23 protein-coding genes are annotated in these 24,175 nt (G+C 72.2%); 20 read left to right on the top strand and 3 right to left on the bottom strand.

Annotated elements, in window-relative coordinates; translation table 11 throughout:
• The first annotated feature begins 4 nt into the window (after nucleotides 1-4).
• The 8 genes from EDD27_RS22680 to EDD27_RS22715 all read left to right on the top strand — a co-directional run bounded on the left by EDD27_RS22680 (nucleotide 5) and on the right by EDD27_RS22715 (nucleotide 8,963).
• Nucleotides 5-1,537 carry an APC family permease gene (locus tag EDD27_RS22680; protein WP_206641609.1) on the top strand — a complete coding sequence of 511 codons (1,533 nt, stop codon included), beginning with the start codon at nucleotides 5-7 and terminating at the stop codon, nucleotides 1,535-1,537.
• Nucleotides 1,534-3,150, top strand: a complete 1,617-nt coding sequence (locus tag EDD27_RS22685; RefSeq protein WP_127934152.1) for an amidohydrolase — start codon at nucleotides 1,534-1,536, stop codon at nucleotides 3,148-3,150. Before EDD27_RS22680 ends, EDD27_RS22685 begins: the two co-directional genes overlap by 4 nt.
• 7 nt (nucleotides 3,151-3,157) lie before the next feature.
• A complete protein-coding gene (locus EDD27_RS22690) occupies nucleotides 3,158-3,802 on the top strand; it encodes a TetR/AcrR family transcriptional regulator (protein ID WP_127934153.1) in 645 nt (214 codons plus the stop codon).
• Nucleotides 3,803-3,839: 37 nt separating this feature from the next.
• A complete protein-coding gene (locus tag EDD27_RS22695; protein ID WP_241564195.1) occupies nucleotides 3,840-4,988 on the top strand; it encodes an agmatine deiminase family protein in 1,149 nt (382 codons plus the stop codon).
• Nucleotides 4,979-5,905 carry a nitrilase-related carbon-nitrogen hydrolase gene (locus EDD27_RS22700; protein ID WP_127934154.1) on the top strand — a complete coding sequence of 309 codons (927 nt, stop codon included), beginning with the start codon at nucleotides 4,979-4,981 and terminating at the stop codon, nucleotides 5,903-5,905. Before EDD27_RS22695 ends, EDD27_RS22700 begins: the two co-directional genes overlap by 10 nt.
• 195 nt (nucleotides 5,906-6,100) lie before the next feature.
• On the top strand, nucleotides 6,101-6,523 hold the full coding sequence (locus EDD27_RS22705; protein WP_164903756.1) for a gluconate 2-dehydrogenase subunit 3 family protein: 423 nt from the start codon (nucleotides 6,101-6,103) through the stop codon (nucleotides 6,521-6,523).
• Nucleotides 6,524-6,650: 127 nt separating this feature from the next.
• The gene (locus tag EDD27_RS22710) at nucleotides 6,651-8,279 is read left to right on the top strand and encodes a GMC oxidoreductase (protein WP_241564832.1); all 1,629 of its coding nucleotides are present in this window, start codon (nucleotides 6,651-6,653) and stop codon (nucleotides 8,277-8,279) included.
• 45 nt (nucleotides 8,280-8,324) lie between these two features.
• Nucleotides 8,325-8,963, top strand: a complete 639-nt coding sequence (locus EDD27_RS22715) for a TetR/AcrR family transcriptional regulator (protein WP_241564196.1) — start codon at nucleotides 8,325-8,327, stop codon at nucleotides 8,961-8,963.
• Nucleotides 8,964-9,126: 163 nt separating this feature from the next.
• Here EDD27_RS22715 and EDD27_RS22720 read toward each other — a convergent pair whose 3' ends face one another.
• Both EDD27_RS22720 and EDD27_RS22725 read right to left on the bottom strand, forming a co-directional pair.
• Nucleotides 9,127-9,969: an HpcH/HpaI aldolase/citrate lyase family protein gene (locus tag EDD27_RS22720; RefSeq protein ID WP_241564197.1), complete on the bottom strand. Its 843-nt coding sequence runs from the start codon at nucleotides 9,967-9,969 to the stop codon at nucleotides 9,127-9,129.
• On the bottom strand, nucleotides 9,966-11,153 hold the full coding sequence (locus EDD27_RS22725) for a CaiB/BaiF CoA transferase family protein (protein WP_127934156.1): 1,188 nt from the start codon (nucleotides 11,151-11,153) through the stop codon (nucleotides 9,966-9,968). Before EDD27_RS22725 ends, EDD27_RS22720 begins: the two co-directional genes overlap by 4 nt.
• Before the next feature lie 68 nt (nucleotides 11,154-11,221).
• On the opposite strand from EDD27_RS22725, the gene EDD27_RS22730 reads away from it, so the two are divergent.
• The 3 genes from EDD27_RS22730 to EDD27_RS22740 are packed head-to-tail and all read left to right on the top strand — an operon-like array spanning nucleotide 11,222 to nucleotide 13,373.
• Nucleotides 11,222-11,875 (top strand): GntR family transcriptional regulator, encoded by a 654-nt coding sequence (locus tag EDD27_RS22730; protein WP_241564198.1) that lies wholly within the window; start codon nucleotides 11,222-11,224, stop codon nucleotides 11,873-11,875.
• Between the two features lie 53 nt (nucleotides 11,876-11,928).
• On the top strand, nucleotides 11,929-12,693 hold the full coding sequence (locus EDD27_RS22735; RefSeq protein ID WP_127934157.1) for a hypothetical protein: 765 nt from the start codon (nucleotides 11,929-11,931) through the stop codon (nucleotides 12,691-12,693).
• On the top strand, nucleotides 12,690-13,373 hold the full coding sequence (locus EDD27_RS22740; protein ID WP_127934158.1) for an HAD family hydrolase: 684 nt from the start codon (nucleotides 12,690-12,692) through the stop codon (nucleotides 13,371-13,373). The genes EDD27_RS22735 and EDD27_RS22740 overlap by 4 nt, the downstream gene beginning before the upstream one ends.
• 70 nt (nucleotides 13,374-13,443) lie before the next feature.
• On the opposite strand, the gene EDD27_RS22745 is transcribed toward EDD27_RS22740, so the two are convergent.
• Nucleotides 13,444-14,223, bottom strand: coding sequence for an inositol monophosphatase family protein (locus EDD27_RS22745; RefSeq protein ID WP_127934159.1), 780 nt, complete (start codon nucleotides 14,221-14,223; stop codon nucleotides 13,444-13,446).
• Nucleotides 14,224-14,312: 89 nt separating this feature from the next.
• Here EDD27_RS22745 and EDD27_RS22750 point away from each other — a divergent pair, with 89 nt between their 5' ends.
• The 9 genes from EDD27_RS22750 to EDD27_RS22795 all read left to right on the top strand — a co-directional run bounded on the left by EDD27_RS22750 (nucleotide 14,313) and on the right by EDD27_RS22795 (nucleotide 24,061).
• Nucleotides 14,313-15,053: a GntR family transcriptional regulator gene (locus tag EDD27_RS22750; RefSeq protein ID WP_127934160.1), complete on the top strand. Its 741-nt coding sequence runs from the start codon at nucleotides 14,313-14,315 to the stop codon at nucleotides 15,051-15,053.
• Nucleotides 15,054-15,692: 639 nt separating this feature from the next.
• Nucleotides 15,693-16,070: a hypothetical protein gene (locus EDD27_RS22760; protein WP_127934162.1), complete on the top strand. Its 378-nt coding sequence runs from the start codon at nucleotides 15,693-15,695 to the stop codon at nucleotides 16,068-16,070.
• Nucleotides 16,071-16,219: 149 nt separating this feature from the next.
• On the top strand, nucleotides 16,220-17,908 hold the full coding sequence (locus EDD27_RS22765) for an ABC transporter substrate-binding protein (RefSeq protein ID WP_127934163.1): 1,689 nt from the start codon (nucleotides 16,220-16,222) through the stop codon (nucleotides 17,906-17,908).
• Nucleotides 17,909-18,829, top strand: coding sequence for an ABC transporter permease (locus tag EDD27_RS22770; protein ID WP_127934164.1), 921 nt, complete (start codon nucleotides 17,909-17,911; stop codon nucleotides 18,827-18,829).
• A complete protein-coding gene (locus EDD27_RS22775; protein ID WP_127934165.1) occupies nucleotides 18,829-19,824 on the top strand; it encodes an ABC transporter permease in 996 nt (331 codons plus the stop codon). The genes EDD27_RS22770 and EDD27_RS22775 overlap by 1 nt, the downstream gene beginning before the upstream one ends.
• Nucleotides 19,821-20,627, top strand: a complete 807-nt coding sequence (locus tag EDD27_RS58375) for an ABC transporter ATP-binding protein (RefSeq protein WP_127934166.1) — start codon at nucleotides 19,821-19,823, stop codon at nucleotides 20,625-20,627. The genes EDD27_RS22775 and EDD27_RS58375 overlap by 4 nt, the downstream gene beginning before the upstream one ends.
• A complete protein-coding gene (locus tag EDD27_RS58380) occupies nucleotides 20,624-21,442 on the top strand; it encodes an ATP-binding cassette domain-containing protein (protein ID WP_127934167.1) in 819 nt (272 codons plus the stop codon). The genes EDD27_RS58375 and EDD27_RS58380 overlap by 4 nt, the downstream gene beginning before the upstream one ends.
• A complete protein-coding gene (locus EDD27_RS22790) occupies nucleotides 21,439-22,713 on the top strand; it encodes an alpha/beta fold hydrolase (protein WP_127934168.1) in 1,275 nt (424 codons plus the stop codon). The genes EDD27_RS58380 and EDD27_RS22790 overlap by 4 nt, the downstream gene beginning before the upstream one ends.
• Entirely contained in the window at nucleotides 22,706-24,061 is a 1,356-nt protein-coding gene (locus tag EDD27_RS22795; RefSeq protein WP_127934169.1) for an aminopeptidase P family protein, read from the top strand. The genes EDD27_RS22790 and EDD27_RS22795 overlap by 8 nt, the downstream gene beginning before the upstream one ends.
• The last annotated feature ends 114 nt before the right edge of the window (nucleotides 24,062-24,175 follow it).

Here is a 24,175-nt window from a genome sequence, read left to right on the forward strand (position 1 = left end):
CCGCGTGGCCACCACCCCACAAGTGCAGCCCCCCACCCCACCGGCCCAACTCAAAACCGGCGCGCTCGGCGCGGCAGGCATCACGTTCATGGTCGTCGCCGCGGCGGCGCCACTGACGATCCTCACGGGCGTCGCACCGCTGGCCATCTCGATCGGCGGCATCGGCGCCCCGGCCGGCTACCTCATCGCCGGCGTCGTGCTGGCGATCTTCGCGGTCGGCTTCACGGCCATGACCCGCCACACCCGCGGCGCCGGCGCCTTCTACGCGTACATCACGCTCGGACTCGGCCGCACGTTCGGCGCGGCGGCCGGCATGCTGGCCGTGATCTCGTACAACGCGCTGCACATCGGTGTCTACGGCCTGCTCGGCACCCAGTTCGCCGCCGCGTTCACCCGCTTCACCGGCCACACGGCGCCCTGGTGGCTGTTCGCCGGCGTCGGCATCGTGCTGGTCTGGGCGCTCGGCCGGCGCGGCATCGACGTCGGCGCCAAAGTGCTCGGCGTGCTGCTCGCCGCCGAGACGCTGATCCTGGCGCTGCTGGTGGTCGCGGTCCTGGTGCAAGGCGGGAACGGCGGGCTCACCGCGGGAACCTTCTCGGCGGACGCCCTGTCGCAGCCGAGCATGCTCGCGATCTTCGGGTTCTGCTTCGCCGCGTTCATGGGCTTCGAGTCGACCGCGCTCTACCGCGGCGAGGCACGCCGGCCGGACCGGACGATTCCGCGTGCCACGTTCGCGGCGGTCGCGTTCCTCGCGCTGTTCTACTGCCTGGTCGGCTGGGCGGTCGTGCAGGCGTTCGGGGACGCCGAGGTCGTCGCGGCCGCCGCCGCCGACCCGGCCGGCCTGTTCTTCGCCGCGATGGACACCTACGTCGGCGGCTGGGCGAGCGACATCATGTACGTGCTGGTGCTGACCAGCGTGCTGGCCTCGCAGCTGGCGTTCCACAACGCGATCAACCGGTACGCCTTCTCCCTCGCGCACGACGGGCTGCTGCCGGGCGTGCTGGGCCGCTCGCACCCGAGGTTCCTGTCACCGGCGAACGCCGGTGCGGTGCAGAGCGTGCTGGCCGCGGTAGTGGTGGCCGCGTTCGCCATCGCGGGCGGGGACCCCTACCTGCAGCTCCTGCTGCTGGTGAACACGCCCGGCGTGCTGGGCGTCATGGTGCTGCAGGTGCTGACGTCGGCCGCGGTGCTCGCCTACTTCCTGCGGCGCCGGAGCGTCCGAGGGGCACGGGCGGCGATGGCGTTCGCGGCGTTGGCCACGGTGCTGCTCGCCCTTGCCCTGTGGTCCATCGTCGCGCAGATCGCCTTGCTGACCGGCGCCGGGACCGCGACGAACGCGTTCCTCATCACTCTGGTGCCGGCGGTGCTGGCCGTCGGCGTCGGCTGGTCCTTTTACCTGAAGAACCGCCGCCCCGGCGTGCATGCGCTGATCGGCGGCGAGGACGTCCGCCGCGTGGAAGCCGCGACCTCGCCGGCCCCCGCGGCGTCCGCCTCCGAGCCGGGGGATCCCGCCGCTCCGGCAGGTGCCACCGCATGACCGGCGCAGACCTCATCGTCCTGGCCGACCGGATCCACCCGATGGGCGCGCCCGGACCCGCTGTCACCGCGCTCGCGGTCCGCGGCGGCCTGATCGCCGCGCTCGGCACCCGCGACGACGTACGGGACTGGCGTGGCAACCACACTCAGGTGATCGAACTCGGCGGCGCCACGGTCACCCCCGGCCTCGTCGACGGCCACTCTCACCCCGTGATGGGCCTGGATCTGACCCGCGGCGTCGACCTCTCCACGGTGTCCACGATCGACGAGCTGATCCGCGCACTGCGCGCGGCGCCCCGCGGCGAGTGGCTCTGCGGCTGGGGCCTCGACCCGAACGTTTTCGGCGGCGCCCCGATCACGTATCGGCCCCTCGTCGAGGCGCTCGGGGCGGACGTCCCCGTCTACCTGACGTCGGCCGACGCGCACTCGGCGCTGGTCAGTCCCCAGGCGCTCGCGCTGGCCGGCATCACCGGACCGCGCGACTTCGCCTCCGGCGCGAGTGTCGTCTGCGACCCGGACGGCCGCCCGACCGGGCACCTGCTCGAACTGGAGGCGATGGAACCGGTCCGGGCGCTGCTGCCCGCGGACGATCCGGCCGATCGGCGGCGCCGGCTGCTCGACCTGCTGCGCCGGATGGCCGCGGCCGGCTACACCGCCGGCAACGCGATGGACTTCGAGGGCGACGCGCTGGAGCTGTTCCGCGCGCTCGAGGCCGCCGGCCCGCTGCCGATGCGATGGCGCTTCGCGCCCTTCGTCATGCCCGCCACCTCCGCCGCCGACCTGGCGCGCGTCGTGGAACAACAACGCCTGCGCGGACGCCGCTGGCGCGTCGAGGGCGCCAAATTCATGATCGACGGTACGGTCGACGGCGGCACGGCGTGGCTGGCGGAGCCGGACACCCACGGCGAGTCCACCGCACCGCTCTGGCCGGACCCGGCCGGCTACAGCGCGGCGGTGCGCTATCTGGCCGAGCGGGGCGTCCCCACGGTCACCCACGCGATCGGCGACGCCGGCATCCGGCACGTCCTCAAGACGCTGGGCGTCCTGCCGCGACGGTCGCCGGTCCCGCACCGCATCGAGCACCTGGAGACGATGCCGGCCGACCTGCTGCCGCAGTTCCGGGCGCTCGACGTCACCGCGAGCATGCAGCCCACCCACTGCACGCACTACACCCGCGCCGACCACAGCGACAACTGGTCGAGCCGGCTCGGCCCCGACCGCGCCCGCCGCGCGTTCCGCTGCCGCGACCTGCGTGAGCACGGCGCCCGGCTCGCGCTCGGCTCGGACTGGCCGATCGCCCCGTTCGACCCGCGGGCCATCATCGCCGACGCCCGGCTGCGCCGCCCCGCCGGGCGGCTGGACACTGAGCCGGTCCTGCCCGGACAGGCACTCACCGCCCGGATGGCGCTGGAGGGATTCACCACTCAGGCGGCCGAAGCCGCCGGCCTGGCAGGACGCAGCGGGCGGCTCGCGCCCGGGTACGCGGCCGACCTGGTGGCCTTCGGGCTCGACCCGCTGACCGCCGGCCCCGACGAGTTCGCCGAGTCGCCCGTCCTGCTCACCGTGGTCGACGGGGAGGTCGTGCATCGTGCCGATACGCCGGTGTCACCATGAACGTCTCATGTCCGCCCACTGCGAGGAGCTGACCCCGACCGTGCCCCGCCCCCACGCTCCCCTGCTCTCCCGCGACCAGATCACCGCCGCGGCGCTCCGCCAGATCGACGAGACCGGCGCGCTGTCGATGCCGAAACTTGCCGCGACGCTGAACGTCAGCGTCTCGTCGATCTACCACCACTTCGCGAGCGGCCGGGAAGAGGTCATCGAAGGCATCCGCGGACTGCTGACCCGCGAGATGGCCGAACCGCTCGATCAGGCCATGGACTGGCGCGAGTACACCGAGCAGTGGGCCCGCCGCTACCGGTCGGCCTTCGCGCGGCACCCGCACGTGGTGCCGCTGCTGACCCTCCAGACCGTCACGGCGCCGGAGACCTTGGCCGCCTACGAGTCACTGTCCACGGTGCTGCGGCGGGCCGGCTTCGCCGACGAGGACCTGCTGCATGTGGTCAGCGTCCTGGACTGCTTCATTCTCGGATCAGCCCTGGACGCCAGCGCGCCGCTGGACGTCTGGGCCGACTCCGGCGACCCGGAGTCCGCCCTCAGCGCCGCGATCGCGGCGACCCGGACCCAGCCCGGCGATCGCTCCGAGCGCTCCTTCGAGATCGGCCTGCGGATCCTCCTCACCGGACTGGCCGACCTCATTCACTAGCCCCTCGTACGATCCACACCCGCAGGAGGAAACCCGCATGCCGGAAGAGACACCGCCCAGGACCGGCGAGCTCAATGCCGCCGGCGTCCCGCTCGAGGCGGCCGCGGAGTCTCTGCCGGCCATCACCAGGCAGACCGCGCCCGGCGCCGGGGGCGACATCGCGCCCACGGGAACGGCGGGCACGAACGACCGCATGCCCGCCGAGTGGGCACCGCACGCCGGCACCTGGATGGCCTTCCCCACCCCGAACGCCACCTTCGGCGACGGGGCCGGGCTCGCCGCGGCCCGCGCGGCCTGGGCCACAGTCGCCAACACGATCGTGCGCTACGAGCCCGTCACCATGCTGATCAATCCTGGCGAGCGCACCGAACTGCTGGACCCGCGGATCTCCATCGTCGAGGTGCCGCTCGACGACGCCTGGCTGCGCGACAGCGGACCCACCTTCGTGCACACCGCGACGGGCGGGGTACGAGCCGTCGACTGGACGTTCAACGGCTGGGGCGCGCAGCCCTGGGCGACTTGGGACGACGACCGGCACCTGGCCCGGCGGATCGCCCGGCTGGCCGGCGTCCCGCACATCAGCTCGCCGCTGACCCAGGAAGGCGGCGGCTTCCACGTCGACGGCGCCGGAACGGTGCTGCTCACGGAGACCGTACAGCGCGATCCTGACCGCAACCCCGGCTGGTCCCGCGAGCGGGTGGAGGCGGAGATCCACGCACGTCTCGGCACCAGCACCGCCATCTGGCTGCCACGGGGACTGACCGCCGACTACGGCGTGTTCGGCACCCGCGGACACGTCGACATCGTCGCCGCGTTCACCTGCCCCGGCACGGTCGTGGTGCACACCCAGCCCGACCGTGGCCACCCGGATCACGAGGTGACCCGCGAGATCACCGAAATCCTCCGCGACAACCGGTTGGAGGTGATCGAACTGCTCGCACCCACCGTCACCGAGGTGGACGGCGAACTGGCCGACTACTCCTACGTCAACCACTACGTCGCCAACGGCGTGGTCGTGGTCTGCGCGTTCGACGACCCGCGCGACGCCGACGCCGCCCGCGTGCTCCGCCACGCCTATCCCGGCCGTGACGTCGTCCTGGTCGACGCCCGCGACATCTTCCGCTTCGGCGGCGGCATCCACTGCATCACCCAGCAACAGCCGATCGAGGAGACACGATGGAACTGATCATCGCGCGACCGACCGGGTCGCCGGCCCGCGTCGACCCGCCGGTGCGGGGCACGCTCACCGTCGCGCTCGTGCAGACGCGCTGGCACGCCGATCCCGCAGAGCACCGGGAGGCGCTGCTCGACGGCATCCGGACCGCCGCCGGCGCCGGCGCCGAGGTCGTCTTCCTGCCCGAGCTGACCCTTTCCCGCTATCCTGCCGACACCCGGCCCACCGGTGACGCCACCGCTGCCGCCGAGGACCTCGAGAAGGGTCCGACCTGCGCCTTCGCCCGGGACGCCGCCGCCGAGACCGGCGTACACGTGCACGCCTCGCTCTTCGAGCGCAGCCCGGGTGCGGACGGCCTGGGCTTCAACACCGCGATCCTCCTCGCCCCGGACGGCACGCTGCTCGGCCGCCGCCGCAAGACCCACATTCCGCGGACGGCCGGATACTACGAGGACCACTATTTCCGGCCCGGACCGGCCGGACCGGAGGCGTACCGTCCGGTGGACCTGGCCGGCCGGGCCCGGATCGGCATGCCGACCTGCTGGGACGAATGGTTCCCCGAGGTCGCCCGGGCGTACGCGCTCGCGGGAGCGGACGTCATCGCCTACCCGACCGCGATCGGCTCCGAGCCCGACCACCCCGATTTCGACACCGCTCCGCTGTGGCGGCAGGTCATCGTCGGCAACGGCATCGCGAACGGCACCTTCATGGTGGTGCCCAATCGCTGGGGGGAGGAGGGCCTGATCACGTTCTACGGCCACTCCTTCATCTCCGACCCCTACGGACGGGTGCTCGCCGAGGCCCCGCGCGCCGGTGACGCCGTCCTGGTCGCCGCGCTCGACCTCGACCAGCGTCGCGACTGGCTGACGCTGTTCCCTTTCCTCGAGACCCGCCGGCCCGACACCTACGAGACGCTCACCAGCAGTTAGGAGACTTCCTCGAGGACGTCGCGCACGCGCTGGAGCATGGCGAACCGCTCCGCGACTCAACCCCGGCGTCACACCGGAGGGCGACCTGGACTGGACCTACTGACGCACGACGAACAGCCAGCACAAGAGGCAGATCGTCGCCACAGCTGTGCGCATACTGGACGCCGAAGGACAAGTGATCGAGATGGAGAGCACGTGCGAGAGCCCGGCGCGCCGTTGTGGGGAATGACCCCTGAGCAGGCCGCGACGCTGAGCGCCGTCGTGGACACGATCGTCCCTGCCGACGAGTACCCGAGCGGCACCGAGGCCGGTGTGCTCGATTATCTGGAGGGGCGGTTCGACCTGCGCGAGCACTATGCGGCGGGCTTGGACGCCGTCGAGGCCGAGGCGCGAGAGAGGTACGGCGGGCAATTCCCCGTGCTCCCGTACGAGCGGCGCGAGGCGCTGCTGCGGGACGTGGAGGCCGGCGAGACCCGCACGCCGTGGCCGTTCGACGCGACGGTGTTCGTGAGCACGGTGGTGGGCCACGTCATGGAGGGTTTCTACGGCGACCCGGGCAACGGCGGCAACCGCGACGCCGTCTCCTGGCGGATGATCGGGTTCGAGGTGAGCGAATGATCGGGTCCGGTGCGCGGGTGATCAGGTGAGGTACGCGGGTGATCAGGCGAGGTACGCGGGTGATCAGGCGAGGTACGCGGATGATCGGGCGAGGTACGCGGGTGATCGGGCGAGAGGCGTGCGGCTGATGCGGGTGGACGCGGTCGTGATCGGATCGGGCGCCGGGGGCGGGGTCGCCGCCGCGGTGCTCGCCGAGGCCGGCAAGCAGGTGGTCGTGCTGGAACGCGGCCGCGACCTCACGTACGAGCAGATCGGCCGCGACCACCTCCGCAACCACCGCATCACCCGCTACCCCCACCGCTCCGGGCCGGACTACGAGGACGGCCCGCGGGTCTTCGTCGACGCGGCGGGCCACGAGCATGTCGTGCGGGCACACGAGCCGGGCTTCCACGGCAACGCCACGCTGGTCGGCGGCGGCACGCGGCTCTACGGGGCCCAGGCGTGGCGGTTCCTGCCCGCCGACTTCGCCATGGCGAGCACGTACGGCGTCCCCGCGGGGAGCAGCCTCGCCGACTGGCCCATCGGCTACGACGACCTCGCGCCCTCCTACGAGCGCGCCGAGTGGGAGATCGGAGTCTGCGGCGACCACCAGGCGAGCAGCCGTCACTGGACGCGCGCCAAGCCGTACCCGATGCCCCCGCTTCCGGAGGGACCGCAAGGCAGAGCCCTGCGCGGGGGCGCGGCCGCCCTCGGCTGGGACGTGCTGCCGGTGCCCTTGCTGATCAACTCGGTGCCGTACGCGGGACGGCCCGCGTGCACCCGCTGCCGGCACTGTGTCGGCTTCGCCTGCCAGGTGGAGGCGAAGAACGGCACGCACAACACGGTGCTGAGCCGCGCGCTCGCCACCGGCCGCGCCCGGCTGCTGCCGGAGGCGGTCGCCGAACGGGTCGAATGCGATCCCGCCGGCCGGGTCACCGGCGTCCGCTGGGTGGACCGGTCGGGGGCGCGCCACGTCGTCGAGGCCGAGGTCGTGGTCTGCGCGGCCGGTGCGATCGAGACCGCGCGGCTGCTGCAGAACTCACCGACCCGGCGCGAGCCGTACGGGCTGGGCAACAACCACGATCAGGTGGGGCGGCACGTGCAGGGCCACGCCTACGCGTGGGCTCTGGGCGAGATGCCCGAGCCCGTGTACGACGGGCTCGGGCCCGGCGTCTCGCTCGCGACGCTGGACTTCGCGCACCACAACGACGGGGTCGTCGGCGGGGCGATGCTCGCCGACGAGTTCACCGTGCTGCCCATCGCCTTCTGGGCCGGCAATCTGCCCCCTGACGTGCCCCGCTGGGGCATGGAGAACAAGCGGTACATCCGCGAGAACTACCGCCGCGTCATGCGGGTGGGCGGGCCGGTCCAGGAGATCCCCAGCCCGCACGCGAGGACGCGGCTCGACCGCCACGTGCGCGACCGGTGGGGCATCCCGGTCGCCCGCCTGTCCGGCACGACCCATCCGGAGACCGTGCGTACGGCCTCCTACATCGCCGGCCGGGCCCGCGAATGGCTGCTCGCCTCGGGCGCGCGGCGGACGTGGACGGAGCCGGCTCGCCTGGCCCTGTACGCGGGACAGCACCAGTCGGGAACCTGCCGGATGGGCGACGACGAGCGGACGTCGGTCGTGGATCGATGGGGCCGGGTCCACGGCCACGACAACCTCTACGTCATGGACGCCTCCGTGCACGTCACCAACGGCGCCGTCAACCCCGTGCTGACGATCATGGCCCTGGCGTTCCGGGCGGCCGAGCGCCTCTGCGCCACATGGTGACCCTCATAGCAGAACGGAATTATTCGTTCCCGTATACTGAAGGGTATGACCACCACTCCCATGAGCGGCCGCAAGGCGCAGGCCGCGCGTAACGACGAGCTGATCCTCCAGGCGGCCCGGGCGGTCTTCACCGCCGATCCCGGTGCCCCCATCGCGGCCGTGGCCGAGAAGGCGGGTGTCGGGATCAGCGCACTCTATCGCCGTTATCCCAGCAAGGAAGCCCTTCTGCAGAAGTTGTGCGGCGACGGGCTCGAGCTCTACATCGAGGTGACCGAGCGGGCGCTGGCCGACGACGGCGAGCCGTGGGAGGCGTTCGCGGGGTATCTTCGCGGCATCGTGGACGCCGACACCAACTCGCTGACGATCAAGCTGGCGGGGACGTTCCAGCCGACGGAGGAGCTGGGCCGGCTGGCGGTCAGGGCCGGGTCCCTGGCCACCGAGATCCACCACCGGGCGGTTCAGGCCGGCGTGTTGCGGCCGGACGTGACGCCGGCGGACATCGCGCTGCTGTTCGAGCAGATCGCCTCGATCAAGCTCGGCGACGAGGAACGCACCACGCAGCTACGCCACCGCTACCTGACACTCGTCATGGACTCGCTGCGCGTGCCGCCGGCCCACCGGGAGCTGCCGGGGCCGCCGCCGGAGGACGGGGAGCTGTCGGCCCGCTGGTGGCAGCCGTCCTAGTCGTCGCCGCCCGTCCAGTGAAGCAGGTACGACATCACGAAACCGAGCAACCCGGTCACCCCGGCCGCCACGGTCACCGCCAGGCCCAGTGCGGACACGGCGCCCGGTTCCAGGCCGGACCGCCGGTACCGCCCCAGTGCGAGGCGGGTTTCGACGAGCTCGGCTATGCCTCGTCGGCGAGTTGCCGGGCCAGGGCCACGGTGCGGCGGGCCCGGGCGACGATCGGGGCGTCCGCGAAGCGGCCGTCGGGCAGCGCGACCGCGCCGAGCCCCGCCCGCTCAGCCTGTTCGGCCGCCTCGACGATCTCGGCGGCCCTGGCCGCCTCCTCGTCGGTGGGGCGGAACGCCCGCCTGATCGCCGGGATCTGGCGCGGGTGGATGGCGGTCCTGCCGAACAGGCCGAGCGCGCGGCCCGCCCGGCAGGAGGCGATGAGCCCGGCCTCGTCCGTGACGTGCGGGTAGACGGACAGGGGAACCGGGGGCAGGCCGGCCGCGCCGGCGGCGAGCACGACCTGCAGCCTGAGGTGGTTCATGGCGCTCTCGTCGCTGATGGACAGCTCGGCCGCCAGGTCCTGCTCGCCGAGCGCGACGCCGGCGACGCACGGGTGCGCGGCGATGTCCCGGGCGGCGACGATCCCGGCCGCCGACTCCAGCAGCGCGTACGCGGGCACGCCGGTGATCGCGTCCAGCACGGCGACCGACTCCACCTTGGGCACCCGCACGGCGTCGGCCAGCTCGCCCACCGCCGCGAGGTCGGCCTGCCCGCGCTCGGTGGCCAGGTCGTTGATCCGCACGTGCACAGGGACGTCGGCCGTCCGCGCACGCAGGTAGGCGACGGCGTTGGCGCGGGCCTCGTCCTTGCGCGCGGGCGCGACCGCGTCCTCCAGATCGATGATGACGACGTCGGCGCCGGACGCGACGGCCTTGGCGAAGCGCTCGGGCCGGTCGCCGGGGACGTACAGCCAGGTCACGGGCAACCGGGTCAGGGCGCTGGGGGGCACGGTCACGCGATCACCCCGGCCTCGCGCAGCGCGGCGATGCGCTCGCCCGAGTAGTCCAGCTCGGCGAGCACCTCGTCGGTGTCCCGGCCGAGCGGCCGCCCCGCCCAGCGGACCTCGCCGGGCGTGTCCGAGAGCCGGAACAGGACGTTCTGCACGGTGACCGATCCGAGCTCCTCGTCGGGCAGCTCGACGAACGTGCCGAGCGCCGCGTACTGGGGGTCTTCTGCGATGTCGGTCACGTCGTAGACGGGCGCGACCGCGGCCTGGACCTCCTCGAAGCGGGCGATCACCTCGGCGGCGTCGCGCTCGGCGATCCAGGAGCCGACGGCCTCGTCCAGCTCGTCCACGTGCTGCACCCGGCCGTGGCCGGTGGCGAACCACGGCTGCTCGACCAGGTCGGGCCGGCCGACGAGCGTGACGACGCGCTCGGCGATGGGCTGGGCGCTGGTGGAGATCGCCAGCCAGCGGCCGTCGCGGGTGCGGTACGTGTTGCGCGGGGCGTTGCTGCTGGAGCGGTTGCCGGTGCGCCGCGGCACGAGGCCGAGGGCCTTGTACGCGGTCATCTGCGGTCCCAGCAGGCCCAGGATGGGCTCGATGATCGCCATGTCGATCACCTGGCCGCGTCCGGTGCGTTCGCGCGCGTGCAGCGCCACCATGATCGCGTACGACATGGCGAGGCCCGCGATGCCGTCGGCGAGGGCCAGCGGCGGCAGCGTGGGCGGCCCGTCGGGTTGCCCTGTCATGGCCGCGAACCCGCTCATGGCCTCGGCCAGCGTCCCGAATCCCGGCTGCCTGGCCATCGGCCCGCTCTGCCCGAACCCCGTCATCCGGGCCACGATCAGCCGCGGGTTGAGCTTCATGAGCTCCTCGGGGGCGAGGTTCCAGCGCTCCAGGGTGCCGGGGCGGAAGTTCTCGATCAGCACGTCGGAGCCTTCGGCCAGGCGGCGCAGGATCTCCTGCCCCTCGTGCCTGGACAGGTCGACGGCCGCGGTGCGCTTGTTGCGCGAAAGGGTCTTCCACCACAGGCCCACGCCGTTCACGGAGGCGCCGTGGCCGCGCGACGGGTCGCCGCGCCGGGGATGCTCGATCTTGATCACGTCGGCGCCGAAGTCGCCGAGCATCATCGCGGCGGAGGGACCGGCGAACAACGTCGCCGCGTCGATGATCCGAAGGTCGGCGAGGCTCGTCATGGGTATGTAACTTATAAGAAATATGTCATAGGTCAACCGATGTGACTGTTTTACGAGACACTGGGGATATGTCAGGCACCGAGCCGCGGCCGCCCATGAGCAAGGCCGACTACGTCTACAGCGTGCTGCTGGACGAGATCCGCAGCGCGCGGATCCCCGGCGGCACGGCGCTGCGGGCCGGGCACGTGGCCCGGCGGCTCGGCGTGTCGGTCACGCCGGTGCGCGAGGCGCTGCGCCGGCTGGAGAAGGACCGGCTGATCAGCTATGAGGCCCATCACGGGGCGACCGTGGTGGATCTGGGAGAAGAGGCGCTGGCGGAGTACTACGGGCTGCGCGCGGTCGTCGAGGGCCTGGGCACGCGCCTGGCGGCGGCCCGGATCACCCCAGAAGAGCTGGCGGAGCTGCGTGAGCTGCACGCCGCCATGGCCGCCGACGCCGCGGCGGGCAGGAACGACCGGCTCGGCGAGCAGAGCAGGCGCCTCCACCTGCGCATCGTGGACATCGGCGGGCCCGCGTTCCTGGGCGCGCACGCCAGGGCGGTGCGCAACAGCCTCCCCGTGCCCGCCGAGGCATCGCTCTGGCTGGACGACGCCCAGGTCAAGGTGCAGCTGGACGCGCACGAGGGCATCCTGGCCGCCCTGGAGTCCGGCGACGGCGACGCCGCGGAACGCATCATGATCGACCACGTGCGCCAGGCCGGCGAGTTCCGCGCTCACCGCTGACCCATGTGTCACTCTGGTGCTCTGACAGACGGCGATCCGGAAGGACGGAGACCGTGGCGCCCCGGGAATCAAGCCGCGTAGACGCGTGGATCCTGCATCCCGACTACCGCACTCCACCGATCCCCCAGGGCGTCATGCCGGGCCCGTGGCGGCATCCCGACGGCGGCCAGCTCATGAACGGCGCCTACGAGCGTCTCCTGCCGGATCGGCAGTCCGAGGTCGTGACCGTCTGGTTCGGCTACCCGCTCAGCCACTGGCTCGGCCCGCGCATGCCGCGGTTCAGCAGCCCCTTGGTGTCGCCCTGGAATCCGGTGCTGTCTCTGGGGCTGACGCTCGATCCGGCCGCGCCGGTGCCGTACGCGGATGAGCTGTGGTGCGACCGGTGGATCGCCGAGGCTCTGTTGTACGGGCGCAAGCCGTACGGGGCGTTCACGTTGCCGGCCGAGGAGGCGCTGAGCTGGCTGGCCGAGTGCGGCGGCGCCGGGCTGGTGTACCAGGCGCGGGTGATCGGGGAGCTGATCCGGGTGGTGGCGGGGCGGGCGGAGCCGTACGCGCACCTGTTCGACCTGGACGCGCTGATCGCCGACTACCGGGACGCACTCCCGCCGGAGCCGGCCGAGCGGGAGGCCGCGGCGCTGGACGCGCACCGCCACCACTCCCCCGCGCTGGACTATGTCCTGGGCGACGAGGGTGAAGCACGTTTCGCGCAGGTCGCGCTGTCGGTACGCGGCCTCACCCTCGGCTACCCGCCAGGCGAGACCGCCGCCCGCATCGCCGCGGAGGCCATGGCGTTACCCGGTACGCTGGGACTGTCATGATCAAAGGCGTTCTGTTCGACCTGGACGGCACCCTGCTCGACCACCGGGGCGCCGCCGACGCCGCGATCACGGCCTGGGTGTCGGCGCACTGCCCCGGCCATCCGCGCCTGGCCGACGTGCCGGCGCTCTGGGCCGGCCTGGAGATCCCGTATCTGGCGATGTGGCAGTCGGGCGAGTGCTCGCTGGAGGAGCAGCGGCGCCGCCGCCTGCGCGCGCTCTGCCGGGAGCTGCAGGTGGACGAGCCCGGCGACCTGGACGCCGCCTACGCCGACTTCGCCGAACGGTACCGGCAGGGCTGGGCCGCCTACCCCGACGCGGCCGGGGCCGTGGCGGCGCTGTCCGGGCTCGCGCTCGGCGTGCTGACGAACGGCGGGCAGCGGATGCAGGAGGCGAAGGTCCGCGCGATCGGGCTGTCCGGGCCGTTGCGGACGGTGCTGACGGGCGAGGTGCTCGGCGGCTTGTTCAAGCCGTCGCCCGGCGCCTACACCGGTGCGGCGGCCGCGCTCGGGCTGGCGCCGCAGGAGGTGCTGCTGGTGGGCGATGACGTGGCCAAGGACGTGACGGGGCCGGCGGCGGCCGGGATGCCCTCGGTCTGGCTGGACCGACTCGGCGTCGAGCCCGCACCGCCCGGCTTCCCCCGGATCACGACGCTGGCCGATCTGCCGCACCTGCTCCGCTAGCCCGGCCTGGTCCGCTCGCCCGGCGTGGTGCCGCTAGCCCGGCCTGGTCCGCTCGCCCGGCGTGGTGCCGCTAGCCCTGCCGCACGCTCACCTCGGCCAGCGCCGAGCCGGCCAGGTCGAACCCGCCCACGTACGCCAGGTAGTCCCCCTTCACCAGCGGGTCGCCGACGTAGACGCCGCCCGCCTGGCGGACCAGCAGCGCACCGGCGGCCACGTCCCACGGGTTGGACCAGGTCCCGTACGCGACGTCCGACCATCCCGCGGCGACGTGCGCCAGGTTGAGCGCGGCGCTGCCGGGCCGCCGCACCGCGGAGAACGCCTTCAGGAAGCGCCCGTAGCGTTGCAGCGCCGCCTCGCCCTCCTCATCCAGGTCCTGCGGTGTGGGGTAGGCGCACAGGAGCATCGCCTCGCGGTCGGCGCTCGCACCCCGGCTGCGGATCGGTGTGCCGTTGCACCAGGCGCCGGCGGTGGTGGCGGTGAACTCGTCGTCGCGCACGGGGTCGTACACGACGCCCGCCACCAGTTCGCCGCGCACGGCGGCGGCGATGGACACGCAGAAGAACGGCAGCCCGGTCGCGAAGTTGGCGGTGCCGTCGATGGGGTCGACGTACCAGGTCAGGTCACCGGAGCCGGTCGAGCCGCCCTCTTCGCCGATGATGGCGCTGCCGGGCACGCGGGCGTCGATGACCGCGCGGATGGCCTCCTCGGCGGCACGGTCGTGCTCGGTGACGGGGTCGTGGAAGTCGCGCTTGGTGCTCACCTCGGGCCGGGAGCGGAACGCCTTGCGGAGCCGAGGGCCGACGGATCTGGCCGCCTCGGTCGCGGTATCGAGCAGCTGTGTCGCATCCATTTCTTTCAGCCTAGCGACCCAGATCACGACGGCAGAGGGCGGGTCTACACCATTTGTCAGGACATTCTGACCTCGGTTAAGCTGATCACATGACCGTGAACCTCGCCATCGACCTGGACCGGTCCAGCCCCGTGCCGCTCTATTTCCAGGTGGCCGAGCAGATCGCCGAGGCGATCCGGCGAGGGGATCTGGCCCCCGGCGCCCGGCTGGACAACGAGATCCTGCTGGCCGACAAGCTCGGCCTGTCCAGGCCGACGATCCGCCAGGCGATCCAGTATCTCGTGGACAAGGGGCTGCTGGTCCGCAAGCGCGGCGTCGGCACGCAGGTGGTGCACGGTCAGGTCAAGCGCTCGGTCGAGCTGACGAGCCTGTACGACGACCTGCGCCGGGCCGGGCAGGAGCCGGCCACTCAGGTCCTGGCGCTGGAGCCGCGGCCGGCCGAGGAGGACGTCGCCCGCATCCTCGGCGTGGAGACCGGCGCGCAGGTCCTTTACCTGGAGCGGTTGCGCTTCGCGGCCGGGGAGCCGCTGGCCGTGCTGCACAACTGGCTGCCGCCGGGGCTCGCCCCGCTGACCGCCGACGACCTCCAGGGCCGCGGTCTGTACGAGTTGCTGCGCGGGGCGGGGGTGCGGATGCGGGTGGCCAACCAGCGCATCGGCGCCCGGGCCGCTACCCAGGCCGAGGCCCGGCTTCTGGAGGAACGCCGCGGCGCCCCGCTGCTCACCATGGTCCGCACGACGTACGACGACCAGGGGCGTGCGGTGGAGCATGGCTCGCACGTCTACCGCGCCTCCCACTACTCCCTCGAGGTAACCCTCATCGAACGCTGACCGCCGCCCCGCGCCCGCACCACACACGCCGACCGTCCCCATGGTGCCGGTCACCCGATACGCGGCGACTCCGTCCCACCGTGCGCCGACCGCGGCGCGACTCCCACGCCTTGCTCGCCACCATCATCGGGCGGCCGCGCTGCCGATCAGCGCGCCTGCATGATGCCTAGCGGCCCGATGGCCACCGGGCCGGGCGCCCCGGCCCGGTGGCCCAGCAGCCGGGTGGGCGGGTGTGGCCCGTGGCCCGGCGGCCCAATGGCCGGGCCGGTGGCCTGGCGGGCAGGTGGCCGGTGGACCCAGCGGCCCGGTGCCCGACGGCCCGTAGTCCGCCGATAGTCCGCCCGGTGGCCCATGGCCCGGTGGCCCGATGCCCCGGCGGCCCGATGCCCCGGCGGCCGAGTGCCGGGTGCCGGGTGCCGGGTGCCGGATGCCGGGTGCCGGGTGCCGGGTGCCGGGTGCCGGGTGCCGGGGTATGTGTGCGCTGGGGCGCCGGGTGGGGGCCGTTGTCGGCGGGCATGGAGCTGGTATGCGGCACGCAACCGGCGGTCAACCGGCGTGCAATCCCGTCCGCGTAGAACTACCCAGGAAGATCCGAGATGCGGCCGCCCGGCAGGCGGTGGAGAGTACTGGGGGAAGACAGTGAGCACGGGAATCTGGATGTCGCTGGCGATCACGGGCGGGACGTTTCTCATCCTGGCCTGCGTCGGCCTGCCGTTCCTGATCATCGCGCGGAACGGGCAGCGCCTGCTGGCCACCGGGGTGCCCGCGCAGGCCGTGGTGGAGTCCATGGACGACACGGGGGTGACGGTCAACGGGCAGCCGCTGGTGAGCTTCCTGCTCACCGTCCGCATGGCGGAGGGGATGGCGTACCAGGTGACGCACCGGCAGACGCTGCCGCGTATCCCGATGGGCGTGGTGACGCCCGGCGTGACGGTCCCGGTCAAGGTGGACGCGCAGCGGCGCGAGCGCGTGCGCATCGACTGGGCGTCGTGGCGGCCGGTGCCTTACGGAGCGTGACGATGGCAGCATCGATCATCGGCCGTCCGGCGAGCGCCGGGCGGCCGTTTTCGTCGTTACGTTCTGTTTAAGTCCTCCCTGACCCTTGGCAACACACCTCACTGACACCTATGGTCCAGTGCAATGCCACACATTACTGGGAAGGTGACATGAGGAGATCGGCGGGATTCGCGAGCGTCACCATGGCCGTCGTCCTGGGGCTGACGGCGTGCGGAGGGGGCGGGGGCGGCGGGGCGCCCGCCGCCGGCTCGTCAGGCGGGCCTGGCGCACCCGCCGCGACCGGCGGCACCGTGCACGTCCTGGCCAATGCGGACTTCTCACACCTGGACCCGGCACGCGGCTGGGACGGCGGTGTGAACAACTTCTACCGGCTCATCTACCGGGGGCTGACGACGTTCGGGGCGGGGCCGGGGGCCGAGAGCACGAAGATCGTGCCGGATCTGGCGACCGACACGGGAAGGCCGTCCGACAACGCCAAGACGTGGACGTACACCCTCAAGGACAACGTGTTCTTCGAGGACGGCACGCCGATCACCAGCGAGGCGGTGAAGTTCGGCTTCTCGCGTGCGTTCGACCCCGAGGCGGGGATCGGCTCGCCGTACGCGCGGTTACTGCTCGAGGCGCCCAAGGACTACAAGGGCCCGTACCTGTCCGGGGATCTCGACACCATCGAGACGCCCGACGCCAAGACGGTCGTCCTCCACCTGAAGAAGCCGTTCGCCGACTTCCCGAGCGCGCTGGCGATGGTCAACTTCACCCCGTTCCCCAAGGGGACCGGCGCGGCGGCGGCGTTCGACACCAAGCCGATCGCGAGCGGGCCGTACAAGGTGGCGAGCTACCAGCGCGGCGCGTCGCTGAAGCTGGTACGCAACCCGCACTGGAAGCGCGAGACCGACACCGTGCGCGCGGCCAAGCCGGACGCGTTCGAGTGGACGTTCGGGCTGGACCCGGCGACGATGGACGAGCGCATGCTGGCCGGGCAGGGCAAGGACGCCGACGCCATCGCCGCGTCCATCCAGGCGCAGACGGTGGCGCGGGTGCAGACGCCGCAGATCAAGGCGCGCACGCTGTCCGGGCTCAACGGCTGCACCACCTACATGGGGCTGAACACCACCAAGAAACCCCTGGGCGACGTCCGCGTACGCCAGGCGATCAACCACGCCATCAACAAGGACACCATCGTCGCGGCGATGGGCGGCGCCACCCTGGCGCAGAAGGGCACGTCGATCCAGCCGCCCACGGTCGCGGGCCGGGTGGACTACGACCCGTACCCCTACGACGTCGAGAAGGCCAAGCAGCTGCTGGCCGAGGCGGACCTGGCCGACGGGTTCACCCTGACGCTGGACAGCCGGACGATCCCGAAGATGGCGGCGGTCGCGGTGGCGATCCAGGAGGCGCTCAAGCAGGTGAAGATCGACGTCAAGATCAAGAACATCGACACGTCGACGTACTACGAGGTCATCGGCACACCGGCGCAGCAGAGCGACGCCGCCGTCACCGGCTGGTGCCCCGACTGGGCGTCGGGTGCGACGTTCCTGCCGCCGCTGTTCGACGGCCGCAACATCACCCCCAAGGGCAACGCGAACCTGGCCCAGATCAACGACAAGGCGATCAACGAGCGGATCGACGAGATCGCCGCGATGGAGGACGCCCAGCAGGCCAACGCCGCGTACGGCGAGCTGGACAAGCAGATCATGGAGCTGGCGCCGGTGGTGCCGCTGGCGTATGAGAAGGTCATCCTCGTCGTCGGCTCGAACATCGCGGGCGCCTACCAGTCCAACGCGTACTCCGGCGGCATCGACCTGGTGTCCGTCGGACTGGCGAAGCCGACGAAGTAGATGACGCTCGCGATTCACACGGGGGCGCCCACCACGTCGGGGCGCCGCGTCGCGGGCGCGCTGCTGCGCGACCGCGGCGCGGTGCTGAGCGCCTCGTTCCTGGCGCTGATCGTACTGATGGCGATCTTCGCACCGCTGATCAGCGCGATCATCGGGCACGGCCCCAACGACTTCGACACCGCGGCGGTCAACACCGACCTGGGCGGGGTGCCGCACGGCGCGCTCGGCGGGATCAGCGCCGAGCACCCCCTTGGCGTCGAGCCGCAGAACGGGCGCGACATCCTGGCCCGCATCGCCTACGGCGCGCGCGTGTCGCTGCTGATCGCGGCGGCGGCCACGGCGCTGACCACCCTGCTGGGAGTGGTGCTGGGCATGCTGGCCGGCTTCCGCCAGGGCTGGGTGGATCAGGTGATCTGCCGGGTCATGGACTTCCTCATGGCCTTTCCCGCGCTCATCTTCATGATCGCGATCCTGTCGTCGTTGCCGCAGGGGAACCGGGAGGTGCTGCTGGTCCTGGTGATCAGCGGGTTCGGCTGGCCGTATCTCGCGCGGGTGGTGCGCGGGCAGACGATGACGCTGGTGAACAGGGAGTTCGTGGAGGCCGCGCGGGCCTCCGGCGCGTCCACCGCGGCGCTGGTGTTCAAGGAGATCCTGCCCAACCTGCGCAGCTCCCTCATCGTGATGACCACACTCGCCGTGCCCGGCTACGTCGGCACGGAGGCGGGCCTGTCGTTCCTGGGGGTCGGGGTGGCGCCGCCGACGCCGTCGTGGGGTCAGATGATCTACAGCTCGGTCGGCTGGTACGCCGTGGACCCGATGTACTTCGCGATCCCGGGCACGTTCCTGTTCCTGACCGTGTTGTCGCTGACGGTGCTGGGCGACCGGTTGCGGGCCGCCTTGGACGCCGGGGAGGCCTCGTGATGACGCGTTACCTGGCCGGGCGGGCCGCCGGTGTCGTGATGATCCTTTTCCTGGTGTGCTTGTTCACGTTCGTCATCTTCTTCGCGCTGTCGCCGGACCCGGCGGTGATGATCTGCGGCAAGACGTGCACGCCGGAGCGCATCGACCAGATCCGCTCGGTGCTGGGGCTGGACGAGCCGTTCGTCACGCAGTTCGTGTCGTTCCTCGCCGGGCTCTTCGCCGGCCGCGACTACGGCGAGGGCGCGAACCTCGTGCACTGCGCGGCGCCGTGCCTGGGCCACAGCTTCCAGACCAACCAGTCCGTGTGGGACATGGTGGTGGAGCGGCTGCCGGTCAGCGCGACCGTCGCGATCGGGGCGGCGGTGTTGTGGCTGCTCGTCGGGATCGTCGCGGGCCTGCTGAGCGCGGTCAGGGAGGGAACCTGGTGGGACCGGGCGGCGATGGGGCTGGCGCTGGGCGGCTCCAGCGTCCCGAACTACGTGCTGGCCCTGGCCCTGCAGTACGTGCTGGTGGTGCAGCTCCAGGTGCTGCCGTTCCCGCAGGCCGTGGCGTTCGGCGACGACCCGGTGGTGTGGTTCCAGTCGTACCTGATGCCGTGGGTCGTGCTGGCCACCGGCTACGCCTGCCTGTACGCGCGGCTCACCCGCGCCAACGTGATCGACACGCTGGCCGAGAACTTCATGCGCACGGCCCGGGCCAAGGGGCTGAACCCGGCGCTGAGGCTGCGCAGGCACGCGCTGCGCCCGGCGCTGACGCCGATCGCCACGATCTTCGGCATGGACTTCGCGGCGCTGCTGGGCGGCGCGCTGATCACCGAGACGGTGTTCGGGCTGAACGGGGTCGGCAAGATGGCGGCCGACTCCATCGCGAAGAACGACCAGCCGGTGATCATGGCGGTGACGTTGCTGGCGGCGTTCTTCGTGGTCGTCGGGAACGTGGTGGTGGACCTGCTGTACACGGCGCTGGACCCGAGAGTGAGGATCGCGGCGAGATGAGCGACCTGCTTGTCGTGGAGGACCTGTCGGTCACCTTCCCGACCACGCGCGGGCCGGTGGACGTGGTCAAGAGCGTGTCCTTCACGCTGGACCGGGACGAGACCCTCGGCATCGTCGGCGAGTCCGGCTCCGGCAAGTCATTGACCAGCCTGGCGATCATGGGGTTGCTGCCCAAGGGCGCCCGGGCGAGCGGCAGCGTACGGCTGGACGGCGTGGAGCTGCTCGGGCGGCCGGACCGGGAGCTGCGGCGCCTGCGGGGCGACCGCATGTCGATGATCTTCCAGGATCCGCTGTCGTCGCTGAACCCGTACTACACGGTCGGCCTGCAGATCGAGGAGGTCTACCGCGAGCACCGCGGCGGTTCCAGGAAGGAGGCGAGGAAGGTCGCGGTCGCGGCGCTGGAGCAGGTCGGGCTGCCCGAGCCGGAGCGGCGGGCCGGCTTCTACCCGCACCAGTTCTCGGGCGGGCAGCGGCAGCGCGTCATGATCGCGATGGCGCTGGCGTGCTCGCCCGCGCTGCTGATCGCCGACGAGCCGACCACGGCGCTGGACGTGACCGTGCAGGCGCAGATCCTTCGCCTGCTCGCCGACCGCAGCGGCGGCATGGGGCTGGTGTTCGTCACCCACGACCTGGCGGTGATCAGCTCCATCGCCACCCGCGTGCTGGTGATGCGGCAGGGCGAGCAGGTCGAGTACGGCACCGCCGAGCAGGTGTTCGCCGAGCCCCGCCACGACTACACCCGGATGTTGCTGGACAGCGTCCCGCGCATCGACGACCCGATCGACGACGAGGTGAGCGCATGACGTTGTTGCGGGCGACGGACCTGACCAAACGCTTCCTCTCGCGCGGCCCGCTGGGCGCGAAGGCCGAGTTCACGGCCGTCGACCAGGTGAGCTTCGACGTGCGGCCCGGCGAGACGCTGGCCGTGGTGGGCGAGTCGGGCAGCGGCAAGTCCACGACCGCCCGCATGATCGCCAAGCTCATGGAGCCGACCGCGGGCACGCTGGAGTTCGAGGGCGAGGACGTCACCCGGGCTCAGGGGGCGGCGCTGGCCCGCTTCCGCGCCGGCGTCCAGGTCGTCTTCCAGGACCCGTTCTCCTCGCTCAACCCGCGCCACACGGTGGAGCGGATCCTGATGGCGCCGCTGGACTACCAGGGCATCGCGCCGAACGGGAGCCGGCGGGCGCACGCCAAGGAGCTCATGGAGCGGGTCGGGCTGAACCCGGACCATTCGCTGCGGTATCCGGCGCAGTTCTCCGGCGGGCAGGCGCAGCGCATCGGCATCGCCCGGGCGCTGGCCGTCAACCCGAGGCTGGTCATCTGCGACGAGGCCGTGTCCGCGCTGGACGTGTCGGTGCAGGCGCAGGTGATCGAGCTGCTGCGGCGGCTGCAGCGGGAGAGCGGCTTCAGCTACGTGTTCATCGCCCACGACCTGGCCGTCGTCCGGCAGATCGCGCATCGGGTGGCGGTGATGAGCAAGGGGCGGATCGTCGAGCTGGGCGACACCGGGCAGGTGTTCGGCGACCCGCGCGACGAGTACACCAGGACGCTGCTGGCGGCCATTCCGCGCATCAACCCGGAGTGGGAGCGCCGCAGGAGGGAGGGGGCACGGTCATGATCTCCGCGACGTACACGATTCCCGGGATGCGGGTGCGCGACCACGTGGTGGAGGTGCCGCTCGACTGGACGGACCCGGGGGCCGCTATCAGCGTGTTCGCCCGGGAGCTGGTGGCTCCGGCGCGCGACCGGGAGGACCTGCCGTGCCTGCTGTTCCTGCAGGGCGGTCCGGGCGGCAAGGGGCCGCGGCCGGTGGGCACGTCGGGGTGGCTGGGGCGGGCGCTGGAGACGTACCGGGTGATCCTGCTGGATCAGCGCGGCACGGGCCGCAGCTCGCGGATCGACGGGCGGGTGATGAGCGCGCTCGGCGCCCGGGAAGGGGCCGGGTATCTGGCCTGTTTCCGCGCGGACTCGATCGTGGCCGACGCCGAGCATCTGCGGAAGACCGTCTTCGGCGGCAAACGCTGGTCGACGCTGGGGCAGAGTTACGGCGGCTTCCTGACGCTGACGTACTTGTCGGCGGCGCCGGAGGGGCTGAGCGCCTGCTACGTGGCGGGCGGGCTGCCGGCGCTGGAGCCGGACGCCGAGGAGGTCTACCGGCGCACCTATCCCCGGGTGGCGGCCAAGAACGCCGCGTTCTACCGCCGCTATCCGCACCACGCCGAGACCGTCGCGCGGCTCGCCGACCGGCTGGCCGAGGGGAACGTGCGGCTGCCGGACGGCGACGTGCTGACCGTGCGGCGGCTGCAGTCCCTCGGTCTCGACTTCGGCATGAAGCCGGGCTACGAGCGTATGCACTGGCTGCTGGACGAAGCGGATGGCTTGCCGGAGACGTTCCTGCACCAGGTGCTGGCACGCACCTCCTTCGCCGACAACCCGCTGTTCGCGGCGTTGCAGGAGAGCATCTACGGTTCCGGCTCCGGTGCGACGGCGTGGGCGGCGCAGCGCGAGCGGGCCCGGCATCCGGCCTTCGCCGAGGATGCCAGGCCGCTGCTGTTCACCGGGGAGATGATCTATCCCTGGATGTTCGAGGAGATCCGCGCGCTGCGGCCCTTCCGCGCCGCCGTCGAGCTGCTCGCCGAGCGGGCGCAGTGGCCGCGGCTGTACGACCTGGACCGGCTGGCCGCCAACGAGGTGCCGGTGGCCGCGGCGGTCTACTTCGACGACATGTACGTCGACTCCGGCCTGCAACTGGACACCGCCGCCCGGGTCGGCAACGCGCAGGCGTGGGTGACGAACGAGTATGAGCACGACGGCATCGGCGAGGACCGCGTCTTCGCCCGCTTGACCGAGTTGGTCCGCGACATGGGAGGAGGAATCACCGGTGAGTGACGGCAGGCTGCCCAAACTGTCGGAGATCCCCGCGTTCACCGAGTACATCTCCCAGGGCTGGGACTCCCCCGCCCGCACCCCCGACCTGGTGCCGGGCGCCGCCGAGGCGGCCGCCGCGCACCGGGCCCGCCTCGCGCCCGCGCTCCCCGGTGCGACGGTGGTCGTCGCGGCCGGCCGGGCGCCGGTGCGCAGCAATGACACCGCCTACGACTTCCGCGTGGACAGCGACTTCTTCTGGCTGACCGGCTGCGCGGTGGAGGGCGCGGTGGCGGTGGTCCGGGACGGCGACGCCACCCTGTACCTGCCTCCGCCGGCCCGTCCCGGCGACCCGGGCTTCTTCTCCGACGCCGCCTACGGCGAGTTGTGGGTGGGCCCGTCGCCGTCGCTGGAGGAGTGGTCGGCCGCGCTCGGAATCGAGGTGCGCCCGCTGCCCGGCTTCGCCGGGCCGCCCCCTGGCGCCTTGACGGCGGGTCCCGGGTGGGCGGAGTGCTCGGAAGAGCTCGGGCGGACGCTGGCCGAACTCCGCATGATCAAGGACGAGTGGGAGATCGCGCAGCTGCGCGAGGCGGTGGACCGCACCATGGAGGGCTTCGCCGCCGTGCTCGCCGAGGTGCCGGCGGCGGTGGCGGGCGGGGGCGAGCGCTGGCTGCAGGGCACGTTCGACCGGTACGCCAGGACGTACGGCAACGGCCCCGGCTACGCGAGCATCGTGGGCGCCGGGCCGCACGCGCCCACCCTGCACTGGGTGCGCTGCGACGGGCCGGTGCGCGCGGGCGAGCTGCTGCTGCTCGACATGGGGGTCGAGGCCCGCAGCCACTACACCGCCGACGTCACCCGCACCTTCCCCGTGTCGGGGGCCTTCTCCCCCGCCCAGCGGCAGGTGCACGACCTGGTGGAGCGGGCGCACCGGGCGGGGCTGGCGCAGGTCGCGCCGGGCCGGGCGTTCACCGATTTCCACCACGCCGCCATGGAGGTCATCGCGCACGGACTGCACGACTGGGGGCTGCTGCCGGTCTCGGTGGACGAGGCGCTGTCCGGGCAGGGCCAGCACCATCGCCGCTACCTGATCTGCGGCATCGGCCACCATCTGGGGCTGGACGTGCACGACTGCGCCCGCTCCCGGCCGGAGGCCTATCAGGGGGCGCGGATGGCGCCGGGCATGGTGCTGACGGTCGAGCCGGGCCTGTACTTCCACGCCCACGACCGCACGGTGCCGCCTGAGCTGCGCGGGATCGGCGTGCGGATCGAGGACGACCTGCTGGTCACCGAGACCGGGGCGGAGATCCTTTCCGCCGCCCTGCCCATCGACGCGGCCGGCCTGGAAAGCTGGTCCAAGAGCCGCACCTGACCTCGCCCCACCCGCCACGGCCCCCGTGCCCAACCGCCCGGCCCCGGCTCCGGCTCCGCCCGCCCCATCCTGCACCGCCTGCCCTGCCCGGCCCACCGGGCGTCGCCGGCAGAA

Origin of the sequence: Nonomuraea polychroma, from assembly GCF_004011505.1 — a bacterium.
Classification (GTDB): Bacteria; Actinomycetota; Actinomycetes; order Streptosporangiales; family Streptosporangiaceae; genus Nonomuraea; species Nonomuraea polychroma.

Bases quoted from the DNA above. Each gene is read 5' to 3' on its own strand.
- EDD27_RS22685 (WP_127934152.1), top strand. From the start codon at position 1,534: ATGACCGGCGCAGACCTCATCGTCCTGGCCGACCGGATCCACCCGATG.
- EDD27_RS22715 (WP_241564196.1), top strand. From the start codon at position 8,325: ATGACCACCACTCCCATGAGCGGCCGCAAGGCGCAGGCCGCGCGTAAC.
- EDD27_RS22730 (WP_241564198.1), top strand. From the start codon at position 11,222: ATGTCAGGCACCGAGCCGCGGCCGCCCATGAGCAAGGCCGACTACGTC.
- EDD27_RS22745 (WP_127934159.1), bottom strand. From the start codon at position 14,223: ATGGATGCGACACAGCTGCTCGATACCGCGACCGAGGCGGCCAGATCC.
- EDD27_RS22725 (WP_127934156.1), bottom strand. From the start codon at position 11,153: ATGACGAGCCTCGCCGACCTTCGGATCATCGACGCGGCGACGTTGTTC.
- EDD27_RS22695 (WP_241564195.1), top strand. From the start codon at position 3,840: ATGCCGGAAGAGACACCGCCCAGGACCGGCGAGCTCAATGCCGCCGGC.
- EDD27_RS22790 (WP_127934168.1), top strand. From the start codon at position 21,439: ATGATCTCCGCGACGTACACGATTCCCGGGATGCGGGTGCGCGACCAC.
- EDD27_RS58375 (WP_127934166.1), top strand. From the start codon at position 19,821: ATGAGCGACCTGCTTGTCGTGGAGGACCTGTCGGTCACCTTCCCGACC.
- EDD27_RS22690 (WP_127934153.1), top strand. From the start codon at position 3,158: ATGTCCGCCCACTGCGAGGAGCTGACCCCGACCGTGCCCCGCCCCCAC.
- EDD27_RS22710 (WP_241564832.1), top strand. From the start codon at position 6,651: ATGCGGGTGGACGCGGTCGTGATCGGATCGGGCGCCGGGGGCGGGGTC.
- EDD27_RS58380 (WP_127934167.1), top strand. From the start codon at position 20,624: ATGACGTTGTTGCGGGCGACGGACCTGACCAAACGCTTCCTCTCGCGC.
- EDD27_RS22775 (WP_127934165.1), top strand. From the start codon at position 18,829: ATGACGCGTTACCTGGCCGGGCGGGCCGCCGGTGTCGTGATGATCCTT.
- EDD27_RS22765 (WP_127934163.1), top strand. From the start codon at position 16,220: ATGAGGAGATCGGCGGGATTCGCGAGCGTCACCATGGCCGTCGTCCTG.
- EDD27_RS22750 (WP_127934160.1), top strand. From the start codon at position 14,313: ATGACCGTGAACCTCGCCATCGACCTGGACCGGTCCAGCCCCGTGCCG.
- EDD27_RS22700 (WP_127934154.1), top strand. From the start codon at position 4,979: ATGGAACTGATCATCGCGCGACCGACCGGGTCGCCGGCCCGCGTCGAC.
- EDD27_RS22770 (WP_127934164.1), top strand. From the start codon at position 17,909: ATGACGCTCGCGATTCACACGGGGGCGCCCACCACGTCGGGGCGCCGC.
- EDD27_RS22740 (WP_127934158.1), top strand. From the start codon at position 12,690: ATGATCAAAGGCGTTCTGTTCGACCTGGACGGCACCCTGCTCGACCAC.